General features: G+C 72.6%; 21 protein-coding genes. 11 read left to right on the top strand and 10 right to left on the bottom strand.

Annotated features, from left to right (window positions below; genetic code table 11):
* Positions 1 to 2: 2 nt before the first annotated feature.
* The 3 genes from ACFRAC_RS10995 (at position 3) to ACFRAC_RS10985 (ending at position 2,871) form a co-directional block, all read left to right on the top strand.
* A complete protein-coding gene (locus ACFRAC_RS10995) occupies positions 3 to 1,154 on the top strand; it encodes an NlpC/P60 family protein (protein WP_382923380.1) in 1,152 nt (383 codons plus the stop codon).
* Between the two features lie 49 nt (positions 1,155 to 1,203).
* Positions 1,204 to 1,746, top strand: coding sequence for an MOSC domain-containing protein (locus ACFRAC_RS10990; RefSeq protein ID WP_382923725.1), 543 nt, complete (start codon positions 1,204 to 1,206; stop codon positions 1,744 to 1,746).
* Between the two features lie 120 nt (positions 1,747 to 1,866).
* Positions 1,867 to 2,871: a tellurite resistance/C4-dicarboxylate transporter family protein gene (locus tag ACFRAC_RS10985; protein WP_382923378.1), complete on the top strand. Its 1,005-nt coding sequence runs from the start codon at positions 1,867 to 1,869 to the stop codon at positions 2,869 to 2,871.
* On the opposite strand, the gene ACFRAC_RS10980 is transcribed toward ACFRAC_RS10985, so the two are convergent.
* Positions 2,849 to 3,202, bottom strand: coding sequence for a hypothetical protein (locus ACFRAC_RS10980; protein ID WP_382923376.1), 354 nt, complete (start codon positions 3,200 to 3,202; stop codon positions 2,849 to 2,851). The genes ACFRAC_RS10985 and ACFRAC_RS10980 overlap by 23 nt on opposite strands.
* Positions 3,203 to 3,609: 407 nt before the next feature.
* On the opposite strand from ACFRAC_RS10980, the gene ACFRAC_RS10975 reads away from it, so the two are divergent.
* On the top strand, positions 3,610 to 4,671 hold the full coding sequence (locus ACFRAC_RS10975) for an NlpC/P60 family protein (RefSeq protein WP_382923374.1): 1,062 nt from the start codon (positions 3,610 to 3,612) through the stop codon (positions 4,669 to 4,671).
* 16 nt (positions 4,672 to 4,687) lie between these two features.
* Here the strand turns inward: ACFRAC_RS10975 and ACFRAC_RS10970 are convergent, their stop codons facing one another.
* Positions 4,688 to 5,407 (bottom strand): response regulator transcription factor, encoded by a 720-nt coding sequence (locus ACFRAC_RS10970; protein WP_361347568.1) that lies wholly within the window; start codon positions 5,405 to 5,407, stop codon positions 4,688 to 4,690.
* On the bottom strand, positions 5,404 to 6,693 hold the full coding sequence (locus tag ACFRAC_RS10965; RefSeq protein WP_382923371.1) for a PspC domain-containing protein: 1,290 nt from the start codon (positions 6,691 to 6,693) through the stop codon (positions 5,404 to 5,406). The genes ACFRAC_RS10970 and ACFRAC_RS10965 overlap by 4 nt, the downstream gene beginning before the upstream one ends.
* Positions 6,694 to 6,871: 178 nt before the next feature.
* On the opposite strand from ACFRAC_RS10965, the gene ACFRAC_RS10960 reads away from it, so the two are divergent.
* Together ACFRAC_RS10960 and ACFRAC_RS10955 are read left to right on the top strand one after the other, a co-directional pair.
* Positions 6,872 to 8,311 carry a PspC domain-containing protein gene (locus ACFRAC_RS10960; RefSeq protein ID WP_382923369.1) on the top strand — a complete coding sequence of 480 codons (1,440 nt, stop codon included), beginning with the start codon at positions 6,872 to 6,874 and terminating at the stop codon, positions 8,309 to 8,311.
* On the top strand, positions 8,298 to 8,519 hold the full coding sequence (locus tag ACFRAC_RS10955) for a hypothetical protein (protein ID WP_382923367.1): 222 nt from the start codon (positions 8,298 to 8,300) through the stop codon (positions 8,517 to 8,519). The genes ACFRAC_RS10960 and ACFRAC_RS10955 overlap by 14 nt, the downstream gene beginning before the upstream one ends.
* Here the strand turns inward: ACFRAC_RS10955 and ACFRAC_RS10950 are convergent.
* On the bottom strand, positions 8,483 to 9,040 hold the full coding sequence (locus ACFRAC_RS10950; RefSeq protein WP_382923365.1) for a DoxX family protein: 558 nt from the start codon (positions 9,038 to 9,040) through the stop codon (positions 8,483 to 8,485). The genes ACFRAC_RS10955 and ACFRAC_RS10950 overlap by 37 nt on opposite strands.
* A gap of 153 nt (positions 9,041 to 9,193) precedes the next feature.
* Positions 9,194 to 10,474, bottom strand: a complete 1,281-nt coding sequence (locus ACFRAC_RS10945; RefSeq protein ID WP_382923364.1) for a hypothetical protein — start codon at positions 10,472 to 10,474, stop codon at positions 9,194 to 9,196.
* A 210-nt stretch (positions 10,475 to 10,684) separates the two neighbouring features.
* Here ACFRAC_RS10945 and ACFRAC_RS10940 point away from each other — a divergent pair, with 210 nt between their 5' ends.
* Positions 10,685 to 11,569, top strand: a complete 885-nt coding sequence (locus ACFRAC_RS10940) for a DUF4429 domain-containing protein (protein ID WP_382923362.1) — start codon at positions 10,685 to 10,687, stop codon at positions 11,567 to 11,569.
* 25 nt (positions 11,570 to 11,594) lie between these two features.
* Here the strand turns inward: ACFRAC_RS10940 and ACFRAC_RS10935 are convergent, their stop codons facing one another.
* Positions 11,595 to 12,401, bottom strand: coding sequence for a class II aldolase/adducin family protein (locus ACFRAC_RS10935; protein WP_382923360.1), 807 nt, complete (start codon positions 12,399 to 12,401; stop codon positions 11,595 to 11,597).
* A 169-nt stretch (positions 12,402 to 12,570) separates the two neighbouring features.
* Between ACFRAC_RS10935 and ACFRAC_RS10930 the strand changes: the two genes are divergently transcribed.
* Positions 12,571 to 13,197 carry a hypothetical protein gene (locus tag ACFRAC_RS10930; RefSeq protein WP_382923358.1) on the top strand — a complete coding sequence of 209 codons (627 nt, stop codon included), beginning with the start codon at positions 12,571 to 12,573 and terminating at the stop codon, positions 13,195 to 13,197.
* Between the two features lie 101 nt (positions 13,198 to 13,298).
* Complete coding sequence (locus ACFRAC_RS10925) at positions 13,299 to 13,772, top strand: pyridoxamine 5'-phosphate oxidase family protein (protein ID WP_382923356.1); 474 nt, start codon at positions 13,299 to 13,301, stop codon at positions 13,770 to 13,772.
* A gap of 7 nt (positions 13,773 to 13,779) precedes the next feature.
* Here the strand turns inward: ACFRAC_RS10925 and guaA are convergent, their stop codons facing one another.
* Entirely contained in the window at positions 13,780 to 15,357 is a 1,578-nt protein-coding gene (gene guaA / locus ACFRAC_RS10920) for a glutamine-hydrolyzing GMP synthase (RefSeq protein ID WP_382923354.1), read from the bottom strand.
* A gap of 316 nt (positions 15,358 to 15,673) precedes the next feature.
* Between guaA and ACFRAC_RS10915 the strand changes: the two genes are divergently transcribed.
* Positions 15,674 to 15,970 carry a chorismate mutase gene (locus tag ACFRAC_RS10915; RefSeq protein WP_382923352.1) on the top strand — a complete coding sequence of 99 codons (297 nt, stop codon included), beginning with the start codon at positions 15,674 to 15,676 and terminating at the stop codon, positions 15,968 to 15,970.
* 451 nt (positions 15,971 to 16,421) lie between these two features.
* On the opposite strand, the gene ACFRAC_RS10910 is transcribed toward ACFRAC_RS10915, so the two are convergent.
* Positions 16,422 to 16,679 carry a hypothetical protein gene (locus ACFRAC_RS10910; protein WP_382923350.1) on the bottom strand — a complete coding sequence of 86 codons (258 nt, stop codon included), beginning with the start codon at positions 16,677 to 16,679 and terminating at the stop codon, positions 16,422 to 16,424.
* Positions 16,680 to 16,824: 145 nt separating this feature from the next.
* Between ACFRAC_RS10910 and ACFRAC_RS10905 the strand changes: the two genes are divergently transcribed.
* Positions 16,825 to 17,844 (top strand): LAETG motif-containing sortase-dependent surface protein, encoded by a 1,020-nt coding sequence (locus tag ACFRAC_RS10905; RefSeq protein ID WP_382923348.1) that lies wholly within the window; start codon positions 16,825 to 16,827, stop codon positions 17,842 to 17,844.
* Positions 17,845 to 17,932: 88 nt separating this feature from the next.
* Here the strand turns inward: ACFRAC_RS10905 and ACFRAC_RS10900 are convergent, their stop codons facing one another.
* Complete coding sequence (locus ACFRAC_RS10900) at positions 17,933 to 19,741, bottom strand: GMC family oxidoreductase N-terminal domain-containing protein (protein ID WP_382923346.1); 1,809 nt, start codon at positions 19,739 to 19,741, stop codon at positions 17,933 to 17,935.
* A gap of 60 nt (positions 19,742 to 19,801) precedes the next feature.
* Positions 19,802 to 21,415 (bottom strand): succinic semialdehyde dehydrogenase, encoded by a 1,614-nt coding sequence (locus ACFRAC_RS10895; RefSeq protein ID WP_382923343.1) that lies wholly within the window; start codon positions 21,413 to 21,415, stop codon positions 19,802 to 19,804.
* Positions 21,416 to 21,678: the final 263 nt, after the last annotated feature.

The following is a 21,678-nucleotide window of genomic DNA, read 5'->3' as shown; positions in this document are numbered from 1 at the left end:
CCTTGGCGTCGCACCGCAAGTCGCGTCCCTCCGGAACGCGCGTGGCAGGCATACGGACCCCCGCGCTGGCCACCGCGGCCCTCACCTCCGTGGCCCTGCTGTCCCAGACGGCACACGCGAACCCGTCCTCCGACGACAGGCCGAGCCTCGAAGAGGTCGAGAAGAAGGTCGACGACCTGTACCGCCAGGCGGAGTCGGCCACCGAGAAGTACAACGCGGCCAAGGAGAAGACGACCAAGCAGCGCAAGCGCGTCGACACCCTCCTCGACGACGTCGCCCGGCGCACGCAGAAACTCAACGACGCGCGCGAGGAGCTCGGCCGCAACGCCGCCGCCCAGTACCGCACCGGCGCCGCCGCCCCGGACACCGCGACGTTCCTCCTCGCGGACAGCCCCCAGGACTACTTCGACCAGTCCCAGCTGATGAGCCGCATGACGGGCCGTCAGAAGCAGTCGGTGGACGAGTACTTCACCGATCAGTCCGCGACGATGAAGAAGCGGCAGGAGGCCACCAGGAGCCTCGAGACGCTCACCGCGTCGCAGAAGGACCTGCGGACCGCCAAGTCCACCGTCCAGAAGAAGCTCGGGGACGCGCGTCGGCTGCTCTCCGAGCTGACCGCGCAGGAGAAGGCCCGCCTCGCCACGATCGAGAAGCGCAAGCAGGAAGAGGCCGCCCGCAAGGCCGAGGAGCTGGCCCGGCAGCAGGCGCAGGCCGAGCGCCGCCGCGAGGAGGCCGCACAGCGGCAGGAACAGGATCAGCGGGAGCAGGGCAGCACCGTCCCGGACGGGTCGTACGCCACGAGGGCCGGGAAGGCGCTGGCCTTCGCCCGCACCCAGATCGGCAAGCCGTACGTCTGGGGCGCCACCGGCCCCGGCTCCTACGACTGCTCCGGCCTCACCCAGGCCGCCTGGAAGGCCGCCGGCGTGGACATCCCGCGCGTCACCTACGACCAGGTCAGCGCGGGCACCACGGTCCCGCTGTCCAGCGCCCAGCCCGGTGACCTGGTCTTCTTCTACGACGACGTCACCCACGTGGGCCTCTACATCGGCAACGGCATGATGATCCACGCCCCGAAGCCCGGCGCGTACGTCCGCGAGGAGTCGATCTACTACGACGGCGAGTCGTCGATCCACAGTGTGGTCCGCCCGGCGTGAGGGCCGGGGCGAACGAGGGGGGGCCGTGTCCATGACGTCCACGACGTCCATGACCGGAGTCGTGACGGCGGTCAGCAGGAACGAGGTGTACTCGTTCACGAAGCCGAACCGGGAGAGCATCACACTGCTGGCGGGTCTGGGGGTGGACGGGGACGTCCACGCGGGGGTGACGGTGAAGCACCGCTCGCGCCTCGCCCAGGACCCCACGCAGCCGAACCTGCGCCAGGTGCACCTCATCCATGAGGAGCTCTTCGCCGAACTCGCCGAGGCGGAGTTCCGGGTGGCGCCCGGCGAGCTCGGGGAGAACGTCACCACGCGCGGCCTGGACCTGCTCGGACTTCCGGTGGGCACGCTGCTGCGCATCGGCGCCGAGGCGGTGGTCGAGGTCACCGGGCTGCGGAACCCGTGCCTGCAGATCGACCACTTCCAGGACGGGCTGCTCAAGCAGGTCGTGGGCCGCGACGAGGCCGGCCGCCTCCTGCGCAAGGCCGGAATCATGGGCGTCGTCGCGGAAGGCGGCGTGGTGCGACCCGGCGACGCGATCGACGTGGAGCTGCCGGACGGGCCGCACCGGCCGCTGGACCGGGTCTGAGGAACGGCCGCGGGAGGGCGTCGGCGAGTCCGGCTCCCCCGCGCGCCCTGCTCGTCGATTCACCCACCCCCCGCGCGCGCCCCCGCCCGCGCCCTGCGACGCGCTCCTTAGCATCGGCCCATGCCCGCCGCCACGCCCCCGCCCGCGTCCCCCCTGCCCGCCTGGTGGTCGCGCCGTCCCCCCGCCACCGGCGCCTCGGTCCTGGCCACCGGCATCATCTCGGTGGCCCTGCACCAGACGGGCCACGCGACCCTGTCCCGGATCGCCCTCGCCCTGGCGTGCGTCGCCTGGGCGGCCCTCGCCTGCGACCTCCTCGCCCGGCTCCGGTGGCACCGCTCCGCGTGGCTGAGGGAGGCGGTCACCCCGGCCTCGCTCTGCGCCGTCGCCGCGACCGCGGTGCTGGGCACCCGCTTCGCCGTGGCGGGCCGGCAGACCCTCGCCGAGGCGCTGCTGGCCCTCGCCTTCGTGCTCTGGCCGGGCCTGCTGTACGTCGTCGTGTGTCACTGGCGTCACGGGATGCCGGGGTCCGTCTTCCTCGGCTGCGTCGCCACCCAGGGGGTCGCCGTCCTCGCGGCCACCCTGGCCGCCACGGCGGAGGCGGCCTGGCTCGCGCACGCGGCCCTGGTGCTGTTCTGGCTCGGCCTGCTCCTGTACGCCGTGGCCCTGACCCGCTTCGACCGGCGGGAGGTCGTCCGCGGCCCCGGCGACCACTGGGTCGCGGGCGGCGCGCTCGCGATCTCCGCCCTGGCCGGTGCCCGGCTCCTCGCCGCCGACGGGTCCGGCCTGTATCTGTGGAACGACGACGACTTCGACGTGCTGCGCACGGTGACCTTCGCCCTGGTCGCCCTGGACATGGCCTGGTACGCCGTCCTGCTCGTCGCCGAGATCGCCCGGCCGAGGCCGCGCTACGACGTACGCCGCTGGTCGACCGTCTTCTCGATGGGCCTGTCGGCGGCGGCGTCGCTCTCCGTCTCCGCCACCCTGGACGTCCCGTGGCTGGAGGTTCCCGGCGAGGTCCTGCTGTGGATCGCGGTGGCGGTGTGGCTCGCGGTCGCCGCCGGCGCCGTACGCCACCACCTCGCGGCCGGTCCCCCGGCCGGCGTCACGTCCAGAGCACGGCGATGAAGATGTTGGCCAGGGTCAGCAGCCCCACCAGGCCGAACAGCTTCGTGTCCACCTTCTCCTCGTCCCGCTTCACATAGACGAGTCCGAGGATCACGACCAGCAGCGCCAGCTTCACGCCGATCTTGACGTTGTTGACCGACTGGTCGTCCGCCTGGTTCAGGCCGACCAGGACCACTCCCGTGACCAGCATGGTCAGCGCGCCGTGCAGCATCGCGGGCACGAACCGGGCGGTGCCCTGGCCCATCGCCTTCATCTGGGTGAGGAAACCGCCGAGCAGCGCGGCGATCCCGACGATGTGCAGGCCCACGAACAGGTGGATGAGTACGTCCATGGGGCCGGAGCCTAACGACCGCCCCGGCCGAAGCCGTCACCGGGTGCGCGGCGGGAGCCGGGCCCGGCGCCGGTGCATATATGCGCCCCATAGCACCCCGTCCCTCCCCTCACCCGCCGAACCCGCACATCGGTCAGCACCCAGCGTGAACAAGACGCGGCCTTCCCGGCGTCACGCTCACTTACGGTCACGCCCGGTCCTCTCCTCGGCACTTCCGCACAACTCGTTACCGCCTCGACACATTGCGGTTTAGCGTCCTCCCCCAGGTGACCGGCTCCCCACCGCCGCCCGGGCCAGGGGCGGCCGTCGGTCACCACCGCCGAGAAAGGTCCGGCGGCGGTCCGCTCCCCCTGTGCGGGTCGCCGCCGGACGCGCGAGTCCCCCGTACGGAAGGACGTGCAGTCCACGTGGCAGCGCACCGCAAACCCCGCTCGAGAACGACCGCCGGCGGCGCGGCCCGCACGGCGCGGACGGCCTGGACGATCGCGCTGGCGGGCACGGCGACGGCGACGGGGCTCGACGGGACCGCACACGCGGAGCCGCAGCAGACACCGGCGCAGGTCAAGGCGGAGGTGGACAAGCTGTACCAGGAGGCGGAGGTCGCCACCCAGAAGTACAACGGCGCGCAGGAGAAGGCCGAGGCGGCCCGCCGGCGGATCCGCACCCTGCAGGACGAGGCCGCGCGCAAGACGCAGAAGCTGAACGCGGCCCGCGAAGCCCTGGGTTCGATGGCGGCGGCCCAGTACCGGGACGGCGGCCTCGACCCGGCCTTCCAGCTCGCGCTCTCCTCCGACCCGGACCGCTATCTCGACGGCGCGGAGTTCGCCGAGCGCGCCGGCAACCGGCAGGCGGCCTCCGTCGCCGAGGTCCGCCGGCAGCTGCGCGAGATCGAGCAACTGCGCGGCGCCGCACGCGTCGAACTGGAGTCACTGACGTCACGCCGGGCGGAACTCCGGCGGCACAAGAAGACGATCACCGGCAAGCTGGACGCGGCCCGCGCTCACCTGGCCCGGCTGACCGGCGACGCACGCGCCCTGCTCGACGGCCGCGCCGACCGCTCGGCCTCCGGCGCCCGCACCGCCCTCGCCGCACCCGGGCCGGCGGCGGCGCAGGCCCCGAACGCACGGGCCGCGGCCGCCGTGTCGTACGCCTACACCAAACTCGGCAGCCCCTACGTCTGGGGGGCGACCGGTCCCGACGCCTTCGACTGCTCGGGCCTGACGCAGGCCGCCTACCGCGCGGCCGGTGTCTCCCTGCCCCGGACGACCTACAGCCAGATCGGCGCGGGCCGCAGGGTCTCCCGCTCCGAACTGCTCCCCGGGGACCTGGTGTTCTTCTACTCCGGCATCAGCCACGTCGGCCTCTACATCGGCAACGGGCAGATGATCCACGCCCCCAACCCGTCCGCGCCGGTGCGGGTGGCCCCCGTCGACGAGATGCCGTTCGCGGGGGCCACCCGCGTGGCGTGACCGGACGGGGCCGGGGTCAGACCAGACGCCGTGCCGTCGCCCACCGGGTCAGCTCGTGCCGGTTGGACAGCTGGAGCTTGCGCAGCACCGCCGAGACATGGGACTCGACCGTCTTCACCGAGATGAACAGCTGCTTGGCTATCTCCTTGTAGGCGTACCCCCGCGCGATGAGCCGCAGAACCTCCCGCTCGCGCTGGGTGAGCCGGTCCAGGTCCTCGTCGACGGGCGGCGCGTCCGTCGACGCGAAGGCGTCCAGGACGAAGCCGGCGAGGCGCGGCGAGAACACCGCGTCGCCGTCCTGGACGCGGAAGATCGAGTCGACCAGGTCGGTGCCGGTGATCGTCTTGGTGACATAGCCGCGCGCACCGCCCCGGATCACACCGATGACGTCCTCCGCGGCGTCCGAGACGGAGAGCGCGAGGAAGCGGACGGGCCGCTCGGCGTCCGCCATCAACGGGGCGCAGCGCCGCAGCACTTCGACGCCTCCTCCGCCGGGCAGGTGCACGTCCAGGAGGACGACCTCGGGACGGGTCGCGGTGATGACCGTGACCGCCTGGTCGACGTCGGCGGCCTCACCGACGACTTCGACGCCCGTCTCGTCGGTCCGGCCGATCTCGGCCTGGACTCCGGTGCGGAACATGCGGTGGTCGTCGACGAGGACCACGCGCACCCGCCGCTCGCCCGCGCTCCCCCCGGTCGACTCCACGGGCTCGCTCACCTCGGTCGGGTCACTCATGACGTCTTCTCCGCCCTCTCCATCTCCAGTTCGACCTCCGTGCCGCCGCCGGGCACCGCCCGCAGCCGGGCCGTGCCGCCGTTGCGTTCCATACGGCCGATGATCGATTCTCTGACGCCCATGCGGTCGGCGGGTATCGCGTCCAGGTCGAAGCCCGGGCCGCGGTCCCGGACGGAGACGAAGACGGTCCGGCCCTCCACCTCCGCGAAGACCTGCACGGCGCCGCCCTCGCCACCGTACTTGGCGGCGTTCACCATCGCCTCGCGCGCGGCCTGCATCTGTGCGGCGGTCTTCTCGTCGAGGGGGCAGTCGCCGACGACGACGACCTCGATCGGGACGCCGTGCTTGTCCTCCACCTCCGCCGCGTTGCGCCGGACGGCGTCGGCGAGGTGTGTCGGTTCGTCCGCCTCGTCCTTGCCGGTGCCCTCGGGTTTGTACAGCCAGGTGCGCAGGTCGCGCTCCTGGGCGCGGGCGAGGCGGCGGACCTCGTTCGCGTTCTCCGCGTTGCGCTGGATCAGGGTCAGGGTGTGCAGCACCGAGTCGTGCACGTGTGCGGCGACCTCGGCGCGCTCCTGGGCGCGGATGCGCATCAGCCGTTCCTCCGACAGGTCCTGGGTCATCCGCACGAGGTACGGGCCCGCGAGGAGCGTTATCCCCACGAGCACGGCGAGGGCGGCCTGGAGGACGGAGCCGAGGTGGGCGGCGGAGCCCTGGAGCACGAAGATGCCGGAGACGCCGGTCGTGACGAGGACGACGCCGGCGGCGGCGCGCAGCAGGGTCAGGGTGCGCCGGCGGCGGCCGACCTCCATCCAGCGGGCCCGGCGGGCGTTGTCCGCCTGGCGCCAGACGAGGGCGACGCCCGCCCCGACGAGCACGGCGGGCAGGAGATAGGCCTTGGCGCCGTTGCCGACGTCCACGCTGCCGACGAAGACGACGGCCACCACGACCATGAGGAGCAGCGCGACGATCTGCCCCTTGTCCGGCTTGCGGGCGACGAGTCTGCGGCGGCCGTCGGCCGCGGTCTCGGTGGTGAAGGGGGAGGGGCGCTGGGCGCCGACACCGCCGACGCCGAGCGGCACGAAGAACCAGAACGCTGCGTACAGCAGGGCGCCGAGGCCGTCCGCCATGAACAGGCCGACGAAGACGAGCCGCACCCAGATGACAGGCAGCCCGAGGTGTCCGGCGAGCCCCCGCGCCACGCCCCCGAGCCAGCGGCCGTCACTGCTGCGGTAGAGCTTGCGCGGCGGCCGCGGTTCGGCGAGTGGCGCTGCTGCGGCTTCCGGCATGCCATTGATGGTCACACGGGCGGCCCATCCGGGCATCAGGGTCCGCCCCCTAGACTCCCCTGATCTTCGGCCCCGGCCGGCTCGCACGCTTCCCCCTCCCCCGCCTCAGGGCGATATCAGGGTCCGACCAGGGTCGTCCCGACTCCCGCCACGCCGACCCGCCCGTCACCATGGACCCATGACAGATCACCAGCACGCCGCGGACTCCGGGCCCGAGCCGGACGCCGTGCCCCCCGCGGGCACCACGTCCGGCCGGGCGTCCGCGGGCGGCGCGGGTGAGGAACCGCGCACACGCACGGGCACGCGAGCAGCGGAGGGCGCGGCGGCGGACACGGCCGCGGCGTCGGGGCCGCCGCACCGGTTCCGGCGGGACCGGCCGCACAAGATGCTGGCCGGCGTGTGCGCGGGTCTGGGGCGGCAGTGCGACATGGACCCGGTGATCTTCCGGATCACCCTCGCCGTGCTCTCCGCGACCGGCGGCATCGGCCTGATCTTCTACGGCTTCGCCTGGCTGCTCGTCCCGTACGAGGACGAGGACGAGAACGAGGTGCGCAAGCTGTTCACCGGCCGGGTCGACGGCCACGCGCTGACAGCCGTGCTGTTCGCGCTGGTGGGCTGCGGTGTCTTCCTGACGATGCTGAGGAACGGCGGCGTGCTGACCTTCGCCGTCGTCCTGTCCTTCCTCCTGGCGGGCGCCGGCTACTGGTCGCGGCACCGCGGCGCCCCCGACCCGGACCCGCTCGCCGTGCAGGCGGTGGCCGATGCGCCGCCGGAGGCGCAGGCGCCGCCGGTCCCGGCCGCCTACCCCTCCTGGTGGCGGGACCCGATCGTCAAGGACGGCACCCATGAGGGCGGCACCGGCTATCTGTGGGGTCCGCGTGACGTCCACGACCGGGACATGGCGGCGGCGGTCGCGATCGGGCGCGGCACCCGGGGCAGCCGGGAGGAGATACGCGTGCGCCGCCCGGCCCCGCCCCGGCCGCGCGGTCCCCGCCGGATCGGCGGCCGGGTGTTTCTGCTGGCCCTGCTCGCGGGGGCGCTGGGGACGGGCGGTACCTGGCACGACCAGCCGCTCGGCACCAGCCTGCAGACCGGACTGGCCTGTGCCCTGCTCGTGTTCGGCCTGGGCATCGCGCTCAGCGCGTTCCTGGGCCGTACGGGAGCGGGCACCGTCTTCCTCGCGGTCGTCACGGCGGGCCTGCTGGCCGCGTCCACGGCCCTGCCGAAGGACATCGGCACCCACTGGGTCGAGACGACGTGGAGCCCGGCGACGGCCGCGGACGTGCGGCCCGGGTACGAGCTGGGCACCGGTGCCGGCACCCTCGACCTGAGCGGGGTGGCGTTCAAGCCCGACCGGACGGTCACCACGCGGGCCGATGTGGGGGTCGGCCGGCTGAAGGTGATCGTCCCCAAGGGGGTCACGGTGGATCTGAGCGTGGACGTCGGCGTGGGCGACATCCAGCTGCCGGGCGACGACAGCCGGGACGTCGACGTGGCACCGGGCAAGCACAAGGAGCTGACGCTGGAACCGGCCGGGGGCACCAGCAGCGCGGGCACGCTGGAGCTCGACCTGAGCGTCGGGATCGGGCAGGCGGAGGTGAGCCGTGCCACGTCATGAGTTCCAGCCGGGCCGGCTGGTCGCCGGCACCTTCCTGAGCGCCGCGGGCGTGGTCTTCGTGGGGGACGCGGCGGGCGCGTGGGAGGCGCCGTGGTTCGCGGTGATCCCGCTGGTCGTCGGGGGACTGTTCCTGGCGGGCGCGGTGGGGCTCCTGGCCCGTGCCACCCGCCGTCACCGCACCCCGCCCCGCGAGGAGTCCCGCCCCTGACCCGGGCGGGGGGTCATAGGAATCGCGACGCGCTCCCGTCGCCGTGCGTGGAGGAGGGCGTCGAGGGAGAACACCGGCGCGCCCGCCAGCACGAGCGGCAGCCAGGCCATGAGATAGGCCAGGTCGTTGCCGTAGTAGTAGGGGTCGGAGGCCCAGCTGACGGTGAGCCACAGACTCAGCGAGATCAGCGCGCCGCCCAGGGCCGCCAGTCGGGCGAGCAGTCCGACGAGGGCGCCGATGCCGACGGCCAGTTCACCCAAGGCGATGGCGTACCCGAAGGCCACCGGGGCGTCGAGGGCCATGTCCACCATGGCCGGGATGGCCGCCGAGTCCCGCACCGCGCGCATCATGTCCCCGATGGACCCGGCCCCGGAGTCCTTCAGGAAGGCGCTGTCCGTCAGCTTGTCCAGTCCGGCGTAGATGAAGGTGACGCCGAGGAAGATGCGGAGCGGAAGCAGTGCGTAGCGGGTGGCCGTGTCCCTCCAGCCGCTGGAGGAACCCGTGTGCATACCGTGAGTCATCACCCGTAGCCGCCTCTCGCCTGCCGTGATCCCTGGCCCGACCATACGTAGGGAACTGCCGCAGCGCTCAGCCGCGCGGCACCCCGGCATTCTCCGCCGCATCCAGTCAAAACTTCAATCACTGAACACGGCCAAGTGGCCGAACGGCACCGGTCACTCGGTGACGTCGATGGCGTAGCGGTTGGTCTCGACGCCGGCCGCGGTCACCACCTGCACTTCGACCCGTCCCGGCTCCACGTCGGCCGGGACCGGCACGGTGAGCACGGTGTCGGTCGGGTTGCTGAACCCGCCGCTCACCGGCACCAGCGGCACATGCACATGCACCGCTCCGATGCGTACGACCATCCGCGCCAGCCGGTCGGCCCGCTGCGCCCCCGGCGGCACGAACCCCGCTCCCCGGATCTCGATGTCGTCGCCGGTGCGGATCGGGGCGTCGAGGTCCCCCGCCTCCCGGGCCCGCACCACGGAGAGGATCACCGGGCGACCGCCCTCCGCGTACTTCCCGGCCAGATACGTCGCCGCCGAGATCAGTACGACGACCGCGAGACCCCACGGCAGGTCGGGCAGCTGGTCCGGCCGCCGCCCCAGCCGTACCGCGGCGAACAGCAGGGCCACCGCGCCGATGACGACGTACTGGATGTCGGCGAACGTCCCCCGCCCCGAGTCGTCCGTCAGCAGGTCCGCGGCCCGGGGCCGGTCCGCGCGCACCTTCTGCAGCCGCTGCCCGAACACCCGCACCCCGACGACCCGCCTCACCAGCACGGCGATCGCGCACACCACGGCGAGCACGGTCACCACACCGGCGCCGCGCCGCAGTTCCAGCCCTTCGATCAGCGCGTCGCGCTCCGCGTGGCCGGAGGCGGCGGCAAGCCGCCCGGCCAGGACGAGCACGGCGTACGCCAGGAAGAGGACCCAGGCCCCGGCGACCGCGCGCGAGGTGGACAGCCGGTTGTCCTCGCCGACGACCGGCGCCAGGGCCCCGCCGCGCGCCCGGTGGAACCAGGACGCCGCGGTGAGCGCCGCCGCCGTCACCACCGCCGCGAGCAGCCCGGCCGTACGGGCCGCCGTCCAGCCCGCCCCGACCGCCGTGAGCGCCTGCGCGAGGAGCAGCGCCACGACCAGTCCCCAGACGACGCAGGCCGTGCGCCACCACAGCCGTCCCAGCCAGGCCTCGCCCTCGGCCCGGCCGCGTTCGGCGACGTGTTCCGCGGACTGCGTCAGCTCCTCGGACACCCACTGGCGGGAGGCCGAGGCCGAGTGGGCCACGGCCGCCGGGAGTCCCTGTCCGGCGGCGAACTCGTCCCGCCTCAGCAGGAATTCGGCCACCGCCCGCCGGTGTCCCGCACGCGCCCCGTGCGGGCAGTCCCCGCACGTGCAGCCACCCCCGTGCGGGCGCTCCACCGCGCCGCTCCGCCCTGCCTCCTGCACCGCCACGCCCGACGCCCGCCTTCCAACGACCTCACGCCCGCCCGCCCTGCGGCGCCACGGGTTCCTCCGGGAGAGCCGCGCCGCCCGCGCCCGGCCCACAACTCCCGTCCGATGACGACGAATTGTGCCGTACTCCACCCACCGACCACTCGGCAGGCCCGGTCGGCACAGGTGAGCGCGGCCCTGCCGTGTTGACCCGGCTGCGAGAATTCCCTCATGGCCGAGATCATCCAGCGTGACGGGACCTGGGCCTTCGACGGCACGACCGTCCGGATCACGCCGGGGCTCCACCGTTCCGTGCCGCTGTTCCGGCAGACGTACGGCGAGATCGCCGTGCCCCTGGAGGCGGTCGCGAGCGTCGCGTTCGAACCGGAACGCAGGCGGGGCCGACTGCGGATGCGGCTGCGCGAGGGCGCCGATCCGCTGCTGCAGGCGACCGGGGGCCGGCTGCCGCAGGCGTCGGACCCGTACCGGCTGGCGGTGGACACCGACCGTGCGGGGGTGGCCGCGTACCTGGCCGAGGAGATCCGCGGCGCGCTGCTCCTGGACCGGGTCCCGAAGGAGCCGGTCGCGGCCTATCTGCTGCCGGGCCCCGCGGTGCCGGTCTCCGTGCGGTCGTCGGACGGCACGGTCTCCTTCGACGGCGGCCGGGTGCGCATCGACTGGTCGGACACCTCGGAGCGGGTCAAACGGGCGGCGGGCCCGCGCGTCATCGACGTCGACGACCTGGTGCGGGTCGAGTGGGTGCCCAACTCCGGTGCCGGGGACGGCTGTCTGCGCTTCGTGACCCGGGAGACGGTGTTCTCCGCCCTGCCGCCGGAGAAGGACCCGTACGCCCTGGACCTGTGGGGCAGTGCCCGCCGCGACCTGCTCACCGCGCTGGTGGCCACCGCGGTCACGGCACGCCTCCCGCATCCGTCCACCCGGCGGGGTACGACTCCCCCGGACGGGACCCGGCCGGCGGTCCCGGCTCCGGCGCCGCCCGGCCACCACGACGTACTGCTGCGCCGGCTGCGCGAGTTGGGCGACCTGCATCGCGAGGGCGTGCTCACGGACGAGGAGTTCGCCCGGACGAAGGCGGCGGTGCTGCGCGGGTTCTGACGCCCGCACCCGCGCGCCGACCCGTTCAGCCCAGCAGGTCGGGCTGGCTGCGGGTGATGTCCTGCCACATCGGCTGGTAGTTGATCCAGGCCACCAGGTCGCCGCCGAGCTGTTCGCGGGTGGCGACCGCCTTGCGGTGGTCGATCAGGACCGGCCGGCCCGCGGCCCGGGCCGTGAGCTGCACCTGGCTGGAGCGCTCCATGGACAGGAACCACCAGGCGGCCGCGTCCACCGAGTCGCCGACGGTCAGCAGGCCGTGGTTGCGCAGGACGAGGGCCTTGTGGGAGCCGAGGGCGGCGGCGATCCGGCGCCCCTCCGCCGCGTCGACGGCGACCCCGCTGTAGGCGTCGTAGAGCGCGTGGTCCTCGTAGAAGGCGCAGCTCTCCTGGGTGATCGGGTCCAGGAGTTCGCCCAGTGCCGCGAGGGCCCGGCCGTGGACGGAGTGGCAGTGGGCGACGGCGACGACGTCGGGGCGGGCCGCGTGGACCTGGGAGTGCACGGTGAAGGCGGCCTGGTTCACGTGGTAGCGGCCCTCGACGACCTGGCCGTCGGAGTTGGCGAGGACGAGGTCGCCGACGGTGACGTGGCTGAAGGGCATCCCGAACGGGTTGACCCAGAAGCAGTCGGTGAATTCGGGGTCGCGTGCGGTGATGTGCCCGGAGACGCCGTCCTCGAAGCCCATCCTCCCGAAGACCCGCAGCGCCCCGGCGAGCCGTTCCTTGCGGTGCCGGCGCTCGTCCTCGACCGACTCGTGCATCGGCGGCATGGCGAACCGCAGCTGATCGGTGGGCAGCGGCGGGGGCGGAGTGGGCCCGGCGGGCGTCCCGTGCATGTGTCCTCCGGCACTGGGGGGTCGTTCGGGGCGGAAGTTACCGTCGGGCAGCGCGGGGACAACAGAGGTGTGAGGTAACGATGCCGTGCACAACCCTTTCGTGACTCCGGAGGTCAGTGGTCCGGAACGACAAACTCACCGCTTGGTTTCAGTCACACCGGAGTCCCCATTGAGCACCGCCGAACGTCATCTCAAGTACCTCACGCGCCTGATCGCGAACCAGGACGACGTCGAACTGATCGTCCCCTCCTCGGACCGCAAGAGCGTCGGCGCGCTGGTGTACGTGGCCGAGTGCTTCGGCTTCCGCTACAGCGGGGTCCGGCTCGTGGGCCGGTACAAGAACCTGCACGTGCGGCTCGTCCGCTCCGGGGACCCCGCGGACCGGCAGCGCGCCGCGACCAACCTCGCCGCGTTCCCCGCGGTCGGCCAGGGCGGGACGGTGCCGGGCATGTACCGGGCGTCGCTCACCCCGGTCCCGGAGGCGCAGGCCGACGTGGACGTGCTCAACGACCTCATCATGTACGACGCCCTGCTGCTGGCCGGCAACCGGAGGCAGCTGCTGACCATGGCCTGGGGCTCGGCCGGCCTGTTCCTGCTGCTCGCGCCGGCGACCGGCAAGTACGCCGTGCTGCTCCCGCTGGCGGTACTGCTCCCGGCGTTCCTGCTCGGCTCCCTGCGGATCAACGGCGCCCGCCGGGCGAAGATCGCCGAACGGCTGCGGGCGGCGGGCTGCGCCACGGTCCAGGACGACGCCGGCCGGGACCGTTACGTGCGCCCGGTCCCCCAGGCCGGCTGACCGACACGCCGGGGCCCCCGCTCCGCGAACCGGACGACATCCCTCGCCCGTCCGGCGAAACCGGACAGAGGATGTCGGGTATCGCCGTCAGACTCGGCGGCATGACAGCGAACTGGTCCGCCTTCGTCACCGCCGAGCCCGACTTCGCCCGGCTCGTCGAGGCGCGCTTCGGCGCGTTCACGCATCACGTCCTGGCCACCCTGCGCCGGGACGGCTCCCCGCGTACCTCCGGCCTGGAGGTGCGCTTCCTGGACGGCGAGCTGTGGCTCGGCATGATGCCGGACTCGCTCAAGGCCCTCGACCTGCGCCGGGACCCGCGCTTCGCGCTCCAGGCGAACCCCGGGGAGGGGCAGACCCTGGGCGGGGGCGACGTACGGATCGCGGGGCGCGCGGTCGAGGTCCAGGATCCGGCGCGCAAGGCCGCGTACGCGCAAGAGGTGGAACCGCCGGAGCCGTTCCACCTCTTCCGTACCGAGCTGACGGAGGTCGTGCGGACCTCCGTGGAGGACGAGAAGTACCTCGTCGTCCGGATCTGGAAGCCCGGCGAGCCCGTGCGCACGATCAAGCGCGTCTAGGGGGTGCTCACTCCCACTCGATGGTGCCCGGCGGCTTCGAGGTGATGTCGAGGACGACGCGGTTGACGTCCCGGACCTCGTTGGTGATCCGGGTCGAGATCCGCCCGAGGACGTCGTACGGCAGCCGCGACCAGTCGGCGGTCATGGCGTCCTCGGAGGACACCGGGCGCAGCACGATCGGGTGGCCGTAGGTGCGGCCGTCGCCCTGGACGCCGACGCTGCGGACGTCCGCGAGCAGGACCACGGGGCACTGCCAGATCTCACGGTCGAGGCCCGCCGCGGTCAGCTCCTCGCGGGCGATGGCGTCGGCCTCGCGCAGCAGGTCCAGGCGCTCCTTGGTGACCTCGCCGACGATCCGGATGCCGAGGCCCGGACCCGGGAAGGGCTGGCGCTGGACGATCTCCTCCGGCAGGCCGAGCTCCTGGCCGACCATGCGGACCTCGTCCTTGAAGAGCTTGCGCAGCGGCTCGATGAGCTGGAACTCGAGGTCCTCGGGGAGGCCGCCCACGTTGTGGTGGGACTTGATGTTGGCGGTGCCGGTGCCGCCGCCGGACTCGACGACGTCCGGGTAGAGGGTGCCCTGGACCAGGAACTCCACGGCCGGGCCCTCGTCGGCGATGATCTCGGCCTGGGCCTGCTCGAAGACGCGGATGAACTCGCGGCCGATGATCTTCCGCTTCTCCTCGGGGTCGGAGACCCCGGCGAGCGCCTTCAGGAACCGCTCCTCGGCGTCCACGACCTTCAGCTGGACGCCGGTCGCGGCGACGAAGTCCTTCTCGACCTGCTCGGTCTCACCCTTGCGCATCAGCCCGTGGTCGACGTACACGCAGGTCAGCTGGGAGCCGATGGCCTTCTGGACCAGCGCCGCCGCCACGGCGGAGTCGACGCCGCCGGACAGACCGCAGATGGCGCGCTTGTCACCGACCTGCTCACGGATCGCGGCGACCTGCTCGTCGATGACGTTGCCGGTGGTCCAGTCGGGCTTCAGCCCGGCGCCCCGGTACAGGAAGTGCTCCAGCACCTGCTGGCCGTGCGTGGAGTGCATGACCTCGGGGTGGTACTGGACGCCGTAGAGGTGCTTCTCGTCGTTCTCGAAGGCGGCGACCGGGACGACATCGGTGGAGGCCGTCACCGCGAAGCCCTCGGGGGCGGCGGAGCAGGCGTCGCCGTGCGACATCCACACGTGCTGCTCGGCCGGGGTGCCCTCGAAGAGGGTGGAGGACACCTTGGAGACGTGCAGGTCGGTACGGCCGTACTCACGGGCGCCGGTGTTGTCCACCGTGCCGCCGAGGACCTGCGCCATCAACTGGAAGCCGTAGCACATGCCGAAGACGGGCACACCGGCCTCGAACAGCTCACGGTCGAGGCGGGGGGCGCCCTCCTCGTACACGGACGAGGGGCCGCCGGAGAGGATGATCGCCGCCGGGTTCTTGGCGAGCATCTCCGCGACCGGCATGGTGCTCGGCACGATCTCGCTGTAGACCCTGGCCTCGCGGACACGACGGGCGATGAGCTGGGCGTACTGCGCGCCGAAGTCGACGACCAGGACGGTGTCGGGGGCGGCGGCGGGGTTCGCTGATGACACGGGTTGCCTTCCGGCGGTGAGCGAGGTGTGTGTGGGGCCGAGTCTACCGGGCGTCGCGCGCCCGCCCCGGGGCCGAAGCCCGTCTCACGATGCGAACCGGCTTGGACGCCCTCGGCGAGCCCGGCATACTGGCGGCATGCTCACGCACCCGACCTTCCTGTTTACCTATGGCACCCGGCCCGCCGGCTGCCATGGTCGTGCTGCTTGAGCAACTGACAAGCGACTTCCCAGGCGCCCCGGGCCGACAAGGCCCGGGGCGTCTGCCGTTTCCGGGTCCTGCCGCTCCGGGGCACCTCCCATCGACGAGGAGCCCCCGATGACCGCCACCCACGTGACCCCCGCCGAGGTGACCGGAGCCCGGACCGCCGAGGCCGCGGACGTGATCACCGGCGCCCGTGAACGCATCGACGCCCTGGACGACCGGATCATCGGGCTGATCCAGGAACGCATGGCCGTGTCGGCCGTCATCCAGGAGGCGCGGATCACCTCCGGCGGCCGGCGCGTGAACCTGTCCCGCGAGATGGAGATCCTCGGCCACTACAGCGAGGCGCTGGGCAAGCCCGGGACGGCCCTCGCGATGACGCTGCTCGAACTGTGTCGCGGTCGCATCTGAGTTCGGCACCCCTCTCACCCGGTCGGAGCGTGACGCCGCCCGGACCGCTTCGTTGGTACCGGTGTCCGTGCCAGCCAGGGGCGGGCCCGAATGAACCACGCGTGGCTCGCCGGAGCGTTGTGGCGTACGGATCGCCGTACGCCGTGGGACCTCGCTCCGGGTAAGTGACCGGACGGCAGGGGACAGCAGCCCGGTCACCCAAGAGAACGGCCGGCTCCGGGGACGCCCGGGGCCGGCCGGCGGAAACACCGACGGAGTACGGGACGGGCCGAGCGGTTGCCGCGCCCCCGCCCGTCCCGCACGATGCGAGAGACCCTTTCAGCGGCGCACTCCCCCGGCGCCGCTCTCCAGGCACCGGCGCGCCCTGACGCTGGTGCTGACCACAGAAGGGCCCCGCGGCCCCGCGCCGCGGGGCCCTTCTCATGCCCACCGCTCGTGCCCGGTCCCCGTGTCAGGTGCGGCTGACGACCCCGCACTCCTCGCGGCGGTCCTCGGGGATGCCCTTGCTGCGGTCGTACGGGTCCGTCGTCGGGCCGGTGGGGGCTTCGCCGGAGGGCGGCGGCGCCGAGTCGAACCGCGGGTGCGGATAGCCGTCGTAGCGGTCGCAGGCCGGGTTGCCGACCTCCTCGCCTTCTCTCGAACTCCGGTACGGCCGCTGAGAGTACGTCGGGGAAACGCCCCATGATCCAGCGACTGTGATCCAGGCCACATAAATATTCTGTCAGCTCAGGACAACCATTCCCGGCCCTCGGTGATCAAAGTCTGCGAACCAAGGGCCACACCCGCGCCCCACACGCGGAGGCCTCCCGATACCCGTGCCGCGCCCGGCGGCACAACGGACTTTCGAGGTCTTCATGAAGCTTCGCCGTGCCCTGGCCGCCGCAGCGACGACGGCGGTCATAGCACCGATCGCCCTGCTGTCCGCGCCGGCCGCGTTCGCCACGGACGAGACCACCGCGCCGGCCAGCACGGAGAGCACGCCGGCCACCGGTGACACGACGCCTCCGGCCGACACCGAGACGACGGCACCGGCCGACGACGAGACGACCGCGCCGGCCGACGACGAGACCACCGCTCCCGCCGACGACGAGACCACGGCTCCCAGCGACGACGACAGCACCCCGGCGCCGAGCACCTCGGCCACCGACTCGGCCAGCCCCTCACCGAGCACCTCCACTCCCGAGGAGACGGAGGAGCCCGACCCCGAGGAGTCCGTCTGCGAGGACACCAAGGTCGACGTCAGCATCACGGGTCTGCCGGGCAAGATCAGCGCGGGCAGCGGATGGCACAAGTTCTCGCTGAGCGTGCTCAACACCTCGGACTCCACGCTCGAGGACCTCGACTTCTTCGCCGGGGCCTCGTCCGACGCGGAGGGCACGGACCTCTTCAAGAGCAAGCAGGTCGAGATCCAGGCCTGGGACCCTGAGGACGAGGTCTGGGTGACCCTCGACGAGGACGGCTACGCCGTCGGCTACGTCGGTTACACCGACGAACTCGAGCCCGACTACGTGGTCGACATCCCGATGCGGGTCAACGTGAAGTCCAGCGCCCCCGCGGGTGCCGGCTTCACGCTCGGCGCCACCATCTACGGCGACGCCGACGGCGACTGCATCGGCTTCGGCGACGTCGCCTACAAGTACCAGATCGTGGCCGCCGGCACGGACACGGACGGTACCGAGCCGCAGGAAGGCGGCAAGGCCCCCGTCACGGACGAGAAGCCGAGCAGCGACACGCCGCAGGTCACCGGCAGCCTCGCCGAGACCGGCTCCAGCTCTCAGCTGCCGGTCGTCGCCACGGTCGGCGGTGTCGCGATCCTCGCCGGTGCCGGCGTGATGTTCGCGATGAAGCGTCGTCGGAGCGGTGCCGAGGCCTGAGCCTTGGCCGTCTGACGCACCACACGGAAGGACCTGCGCTCGGAGGGGGGCGCAGGTCCTTCGGTGTTTTCCGGCGGGCTCGCGCCCGCTACTTCTTCGGGGGCACCGCCGGCATCCCCAGGAACGGCAGCTTCAGTGCGCCGAACGCCTCCGTCGGGACCACCGGGGCCTGGGGCGCGACGGGCTTCAGCCGCTCGTACGCCGCTCCCTGCGCGGGACGCGGGTCGGCCTCGCCCTTGTTGGGCCAGAAGGACATGGCCCGCTCGGCCTGCGCGGTGATCGTCAGGGACGGGTTCACGCCCAGGTTGGCGGAGACCGCCGCCCCGTCGACGACCGATATCCCGGGGTGGCCGTACAGCCGGTGGTACGGGTCGATCACACCGGTCCGCGGGGAGTCGCCGATCGGGCAGCCGCCGAGGAAGTGGGCGGTGAGCGGAGTGCCCATCAGCTCGCCGACGTTGGAGCCGGGGAAGCCGTTGATGTCGGCGGCGATGACGGAGGCGGCCTCGGAAGCGGTCTTGATCTGCTTGGGGTTGGGCGCGCCGTGGCCCTGCCGCGCGGTCAGCAGTCCCTTGCCGACGCCGTCCGGCTTCAGGTACGTCGTCAGCGAGTTGTCCAGGGACTGCATGACCAGGCCGATGATGGTCCGCTCCGACCAGCGGCGGTTGGACAGCGAGCGCAGCACCAGCAGGGGGTGCCGGGCCGCGTTGGCCAGCCAGGCGCCGACGCGGGACCTGCCCTCGGCGTAGGGGACCTGGAGGATGGACAGGCCGCCCATCGAGTTGGAGCCCTTGCCGTAGCGGACCGGCTCGATGTGGGTGTTCTCGTCCGGGTGGATGGACGAGGTGATGGCGACTCCCCGGGTGAAGTCGACCTTCGGGACGCCCGTCAGCTTGCGGTAGCGCCGGGTGTCGGTCTGCGCGCCCACCAGTGCCTCGGAGTTGGTGCGGGTCAGCTCGCCGAGCCGGTCGGACAGGTGGGGCAGCTGCCCGCCGGCCTTCATGCGGTGCAGCAGGGTCTGGGTGCCGTACGTGCCGGCCGCGACGACCACCCGGCGGGCCTTGAACAGCCGCCCCTCGCCCTTCCCGCGCCGGTCCGTCGGCACGGTGGCGACGGCGTAGCCGCCCTGGGAGTCGTCGGTGACCGAGACGACCGTGGTCAGCGGGTGCACGACCGCGCCCGCCTTCTCGGCCAGGTACAGGTAGTTCTCGTTGAGCGTGTTCTTCGCGCCGTGCCGGCAGCCCGTCATGCACTCGCCGCACTCCGAGCAGGCCCGCCGGGACGGGCCGGCGCCGCCGAAGTACGGGTCGGCCACCTCCTCGCCGGGGCGGGCCTTCGCCGTGCCCTCGGCGTCCTTGCCGTCGCCGAAGAACACGCCGACCGGCGCCATATGGAAGGTGTCGCCGACGCCCATCTTCTCGGCGGCCGCCTTGAGGTGCACGTCGGACGGGGTCATCGTCGGGTTCAGCCGGACGCCGAGCATGCGCTGCGCCTGGTCGTAGTACGGCTGAAGCTCCTGCTCCCAGTCCGTGATGTCACGCCACTGGGGGTCCTCGAAGAACGGCTTCGGCGGGACGTACAGCGTGTTGGCGTAGTTGAGGGAGCCGCCGCCGACGCCCGCGCCCGCCAGCACCATGACGTTGCCGAGCAGATGGATGCGCTGGATGCCGTACATGCCGAGCTTGGGGGCCCAGAGGTAGTTCTTCAGGTCCCAGGAGTTCTTCGGCAGGGTCTGACGGGTCCAGCGGCGGCCGGCCTCGAGGACGCCGACGCGGTAGCCCTTCTCGGTCAGGCGCAACGCCGTGACCGACCCGCCGAACCCCGATCCGACGACGATGACGTCGTAGTCGTACCCGGAACCGTCGTCCTGCGCGGGGGCAGAGTTCTCCTGTGACACGTGCTCTCCTCGTCGAAAGCGGTGGTGCGGTGGCCTCGGACAGCGGGCCGTAGGGGGTGCCTAGCGGAACCGGAACGCCTTCATCACCCGCAGGCTCCGGCTCATGAACTGCGCGTACTTCTCGTCGTCCATGCCCAGCGAGGGCGCCATCGGCAGCAGCCGCTGATGGGCGACGGTCTGGGCCTCCGTGTACTTGAGGATGCCCTCGGAGCCGTGGCGGCGGCCGAGGCCGGAGTCCTTCATGCCGCCCATCGGCGACTGGACGCTGCCGTAGGCGGGGGCGTAGCCCTCGTTGACGTTCACGGTGCCGGTGCGCAGCCGGGCCGCGACCGCCCGGCCCCGGCGGCCGTCCTTCGTCCACACCGAGGCGTTGAGGCCGTACGGCGTGGAGTTGGCCCGCTCGATCGCCTCGTCGTCGGTGGAGAAGCGGTAGAGGGACACGACCGGGCCGAAGGTCTCCTCGGTGCAGACGGCCATGGGGGCCTCGACACCGTCGAGGATGGTCGGCTCGAAGAAGTACGGGCCGATGTCGGGGCGGGCCACGCCGCCGGCGACGACCTTCGCGCCCTTGGCGACGGCCTCCTCCACATGCCGGGTGACGGTCTCCAGCTGGCGCTCGCCGACCAGGGAGCCCATGTCGGCGCCGTAGGCGAGGGACCTGCCGAGGCGCATCGCCTTGGTGCGGGCGGCGAAGCGCTCCAGGAAGGCGTCGGCGACGGACTCGTGGACGTACAGCCGCTCGATGGAGATGCAGAGCTGGCCGGCGGAGGAGAAGCAGGCGCGGACGGCGCCCGCGGCGGCCTTCTCGATGTCGGCGTCGTCCAGGACCAGCATGGCGTTCTTGCCGCCGAGTTCGAGCGAGACGCCGACCAGGCGGGCGGCGGCGCTCTGCGCGACCTCGCGGCCGGTGCGGGTGGAGCCGGTGAAGGAGACGTAGTCGGCGTGCTTGACGACCTCGGGGCCGACGACGGGGCCCTCGCCGAGCACGACCTGGAAGACGTCGGCGGGCAGACCGGCCTCGATCAGCAGGTCCCGCGCCCACAGCGCGGTCAGGCAGGTCTCCGTGTCGGGCTTCATCACGACCGCGTTGCCCGCGACGAACGCGGGGAGCGCGTCGCCGACGGACAGCTCCAGCGGGTAGTTCCAGGGGGCGATCTGGCCCACGACCCCGCGCGCGTGGCGCAGTTCGGTGACCCGGGTGAGCGTGGGGATGGCGCCCGTGTGCCGCTTGGGCCTGAGGTAGGCGGGGGCCTTGCGGCCGTAGTGGCGGGCCGCGACGGCGACGGCCTGCACCTCCTCGTGCGCGTGCAGCCGGGCCTTGCCGGTCTCCAGCTGGATGAGGTCCAGCACCTCCGCCTGGCGTTCCAGCACCAGGTCGTGGAAGCGCAGCAGGACGGCGGCGCGCCGGCGCACCGGGACCTGCTCCCAGACGGCCTGCGCCGCGCGGGCCGCCTCGAACGCCTCACGGACGTCCTCGGGCGTCGACTCGGGCAGGTCGGCCAGCTTCTCGCCGGTGAACGGCGTGTGGTTGGCGGTACGGCCGGACCCGGCCACGCCCTTGGTGAGCTGGGCGACCAGCTCGGGAGTGACCACGTCGGCCGCGGTACGGGCGCCCTCCGGGGCGGGGGCGAGGGGGTTCGTGCCGGTCTGGGCCGGGGCCTGCGCGTCCGTCATGAGCCGCAGGGTATGCCGCACCGGGGCCTTTGTGTACCCGTCGGTAACGGGGATTCACCGACCGCTCACACTCCGCCAGTGGACACTGGCAACAAACGAGCTGATCAGGACGTTGCCGTGACCGCGCCGGAGCGCTCGGTCTCGAGTCGGTCACGGGCATCGGAGGCGGGCGCCCCCCCGGGGGGGCCGCCCAGGCCGTAAGAGCATGGCGATAGACAGGTGGTGGGTAGCGGTGTTTGCCCCCACGCCTGCCCCCGCCCGGG

The sequence above is a fragment of the Streptomyces sp. NPDC056628 genome (assembly GCF_042792555.1).
GTDB lineage: Bacteria > Actinomycetota > Actinomycetes > Streptomycetales > Streptomycetaceae > Streptomyces.
Note: the sequence above shows the minus strand (reverse complement) of the source record. Positions and strands in the feature narration are given on the sequence as shown.

Bases quoted from the DNA above. Each gene is read 5' to 3' on its own strand.
- ACFRAC_RS10990 (WP_382923725.1), top strand. From the start codon at position 1,204: ATGACCGGAGTCGTGACGGCGGTCAGCAGGAACGAGGTGTACTCGTTC.
- ACFRAC_RS10985 (WP_382923378.1), top strand. From the start codon at position 1,867: ATGCCCGCCGCCACGCCCCCGCCCGCGTCCCCCCTGCCCGCCTGGTGG.
- ACFRAC_RS10980 (WP_382923376.1), bottom strand. From the start codon at position 3,202: ATGGACGTACTCATCCACCTGTTCGTGGGCCTGCACATCGTCGGGATC.
- ACFRAC_RS10970 (WP_361347568.1), bottom strand. From the start codon at position 5,407: ATGAGTGACCCGACCGAGGTGAGCGAGCCCGTGGAGTCGACCGGGGGG.
- ACFRAC_RS10965 (WP_382923371.1), bottom strand. From the start codon at position 6,693: ATGCCGGAAGCCGCAGCAGCGCCACTCGCCGAACCGCGGCCGCCGCGC.
- ACFRAC_RS10960 (WP_382923369.1), top strand. From the start codon at position 6,872: ATGACAGATCACCAGCACGCCGCGGACTCCGGGCCCGAGCCGGACGCC.
- ACFRAC_RS10950 (WP_382923365.1), bottom strand. From the start codon at position 9,040: ATGACTCACGGTATGCACACGGGTTCCTCCAGCGGCTGGAGGGACACG.
- ACFRAC_RS10940 (WP_382923362.1), top strand. From the start codon at position 10,685: ATGGCCGAGATCATCCAGCGTGACGGGACCTGGGCCTTCGACGGCACG.
- ACFRAC_RS10935 (WP_382923360.1), bottom strand. From the start codon at position 12,401: ATGCACGGGACGCCCGCCGGGCCCACTCCGCCCCCGCCGCTGCCCACC.
- ACFRAC_RS10925 (WP_382923356.1), top strand. From the start codon at position 13,299: ATGACAGCGAACTGGTCCGCCTTCGTCACCGCCGAGCCCGACTTCGCC.
- ACFRAC_RS10915 (WP_382923352.1), top strand. From the start codon at position 15,674: ATGACCGCCACCCACGTGACCCCCGCCGAGGTGACCGGAGCCCGGACC.
- ACFRAC_RS10905 (WP_382923348.1), top strand. From the start codon at position 16,825: ATGAAGCTTCGCCGTGCCCTGGCCGCCGCAGCGACGACGGCGGTCATA.
- ACFRAC_RS10895 (WP_382923343.1), bottom strand. From the start codon at position 21,415: ATGACGGACGCGCAGGCCCCGGCCCAGACCGGCACGAACCCCCTCGCC.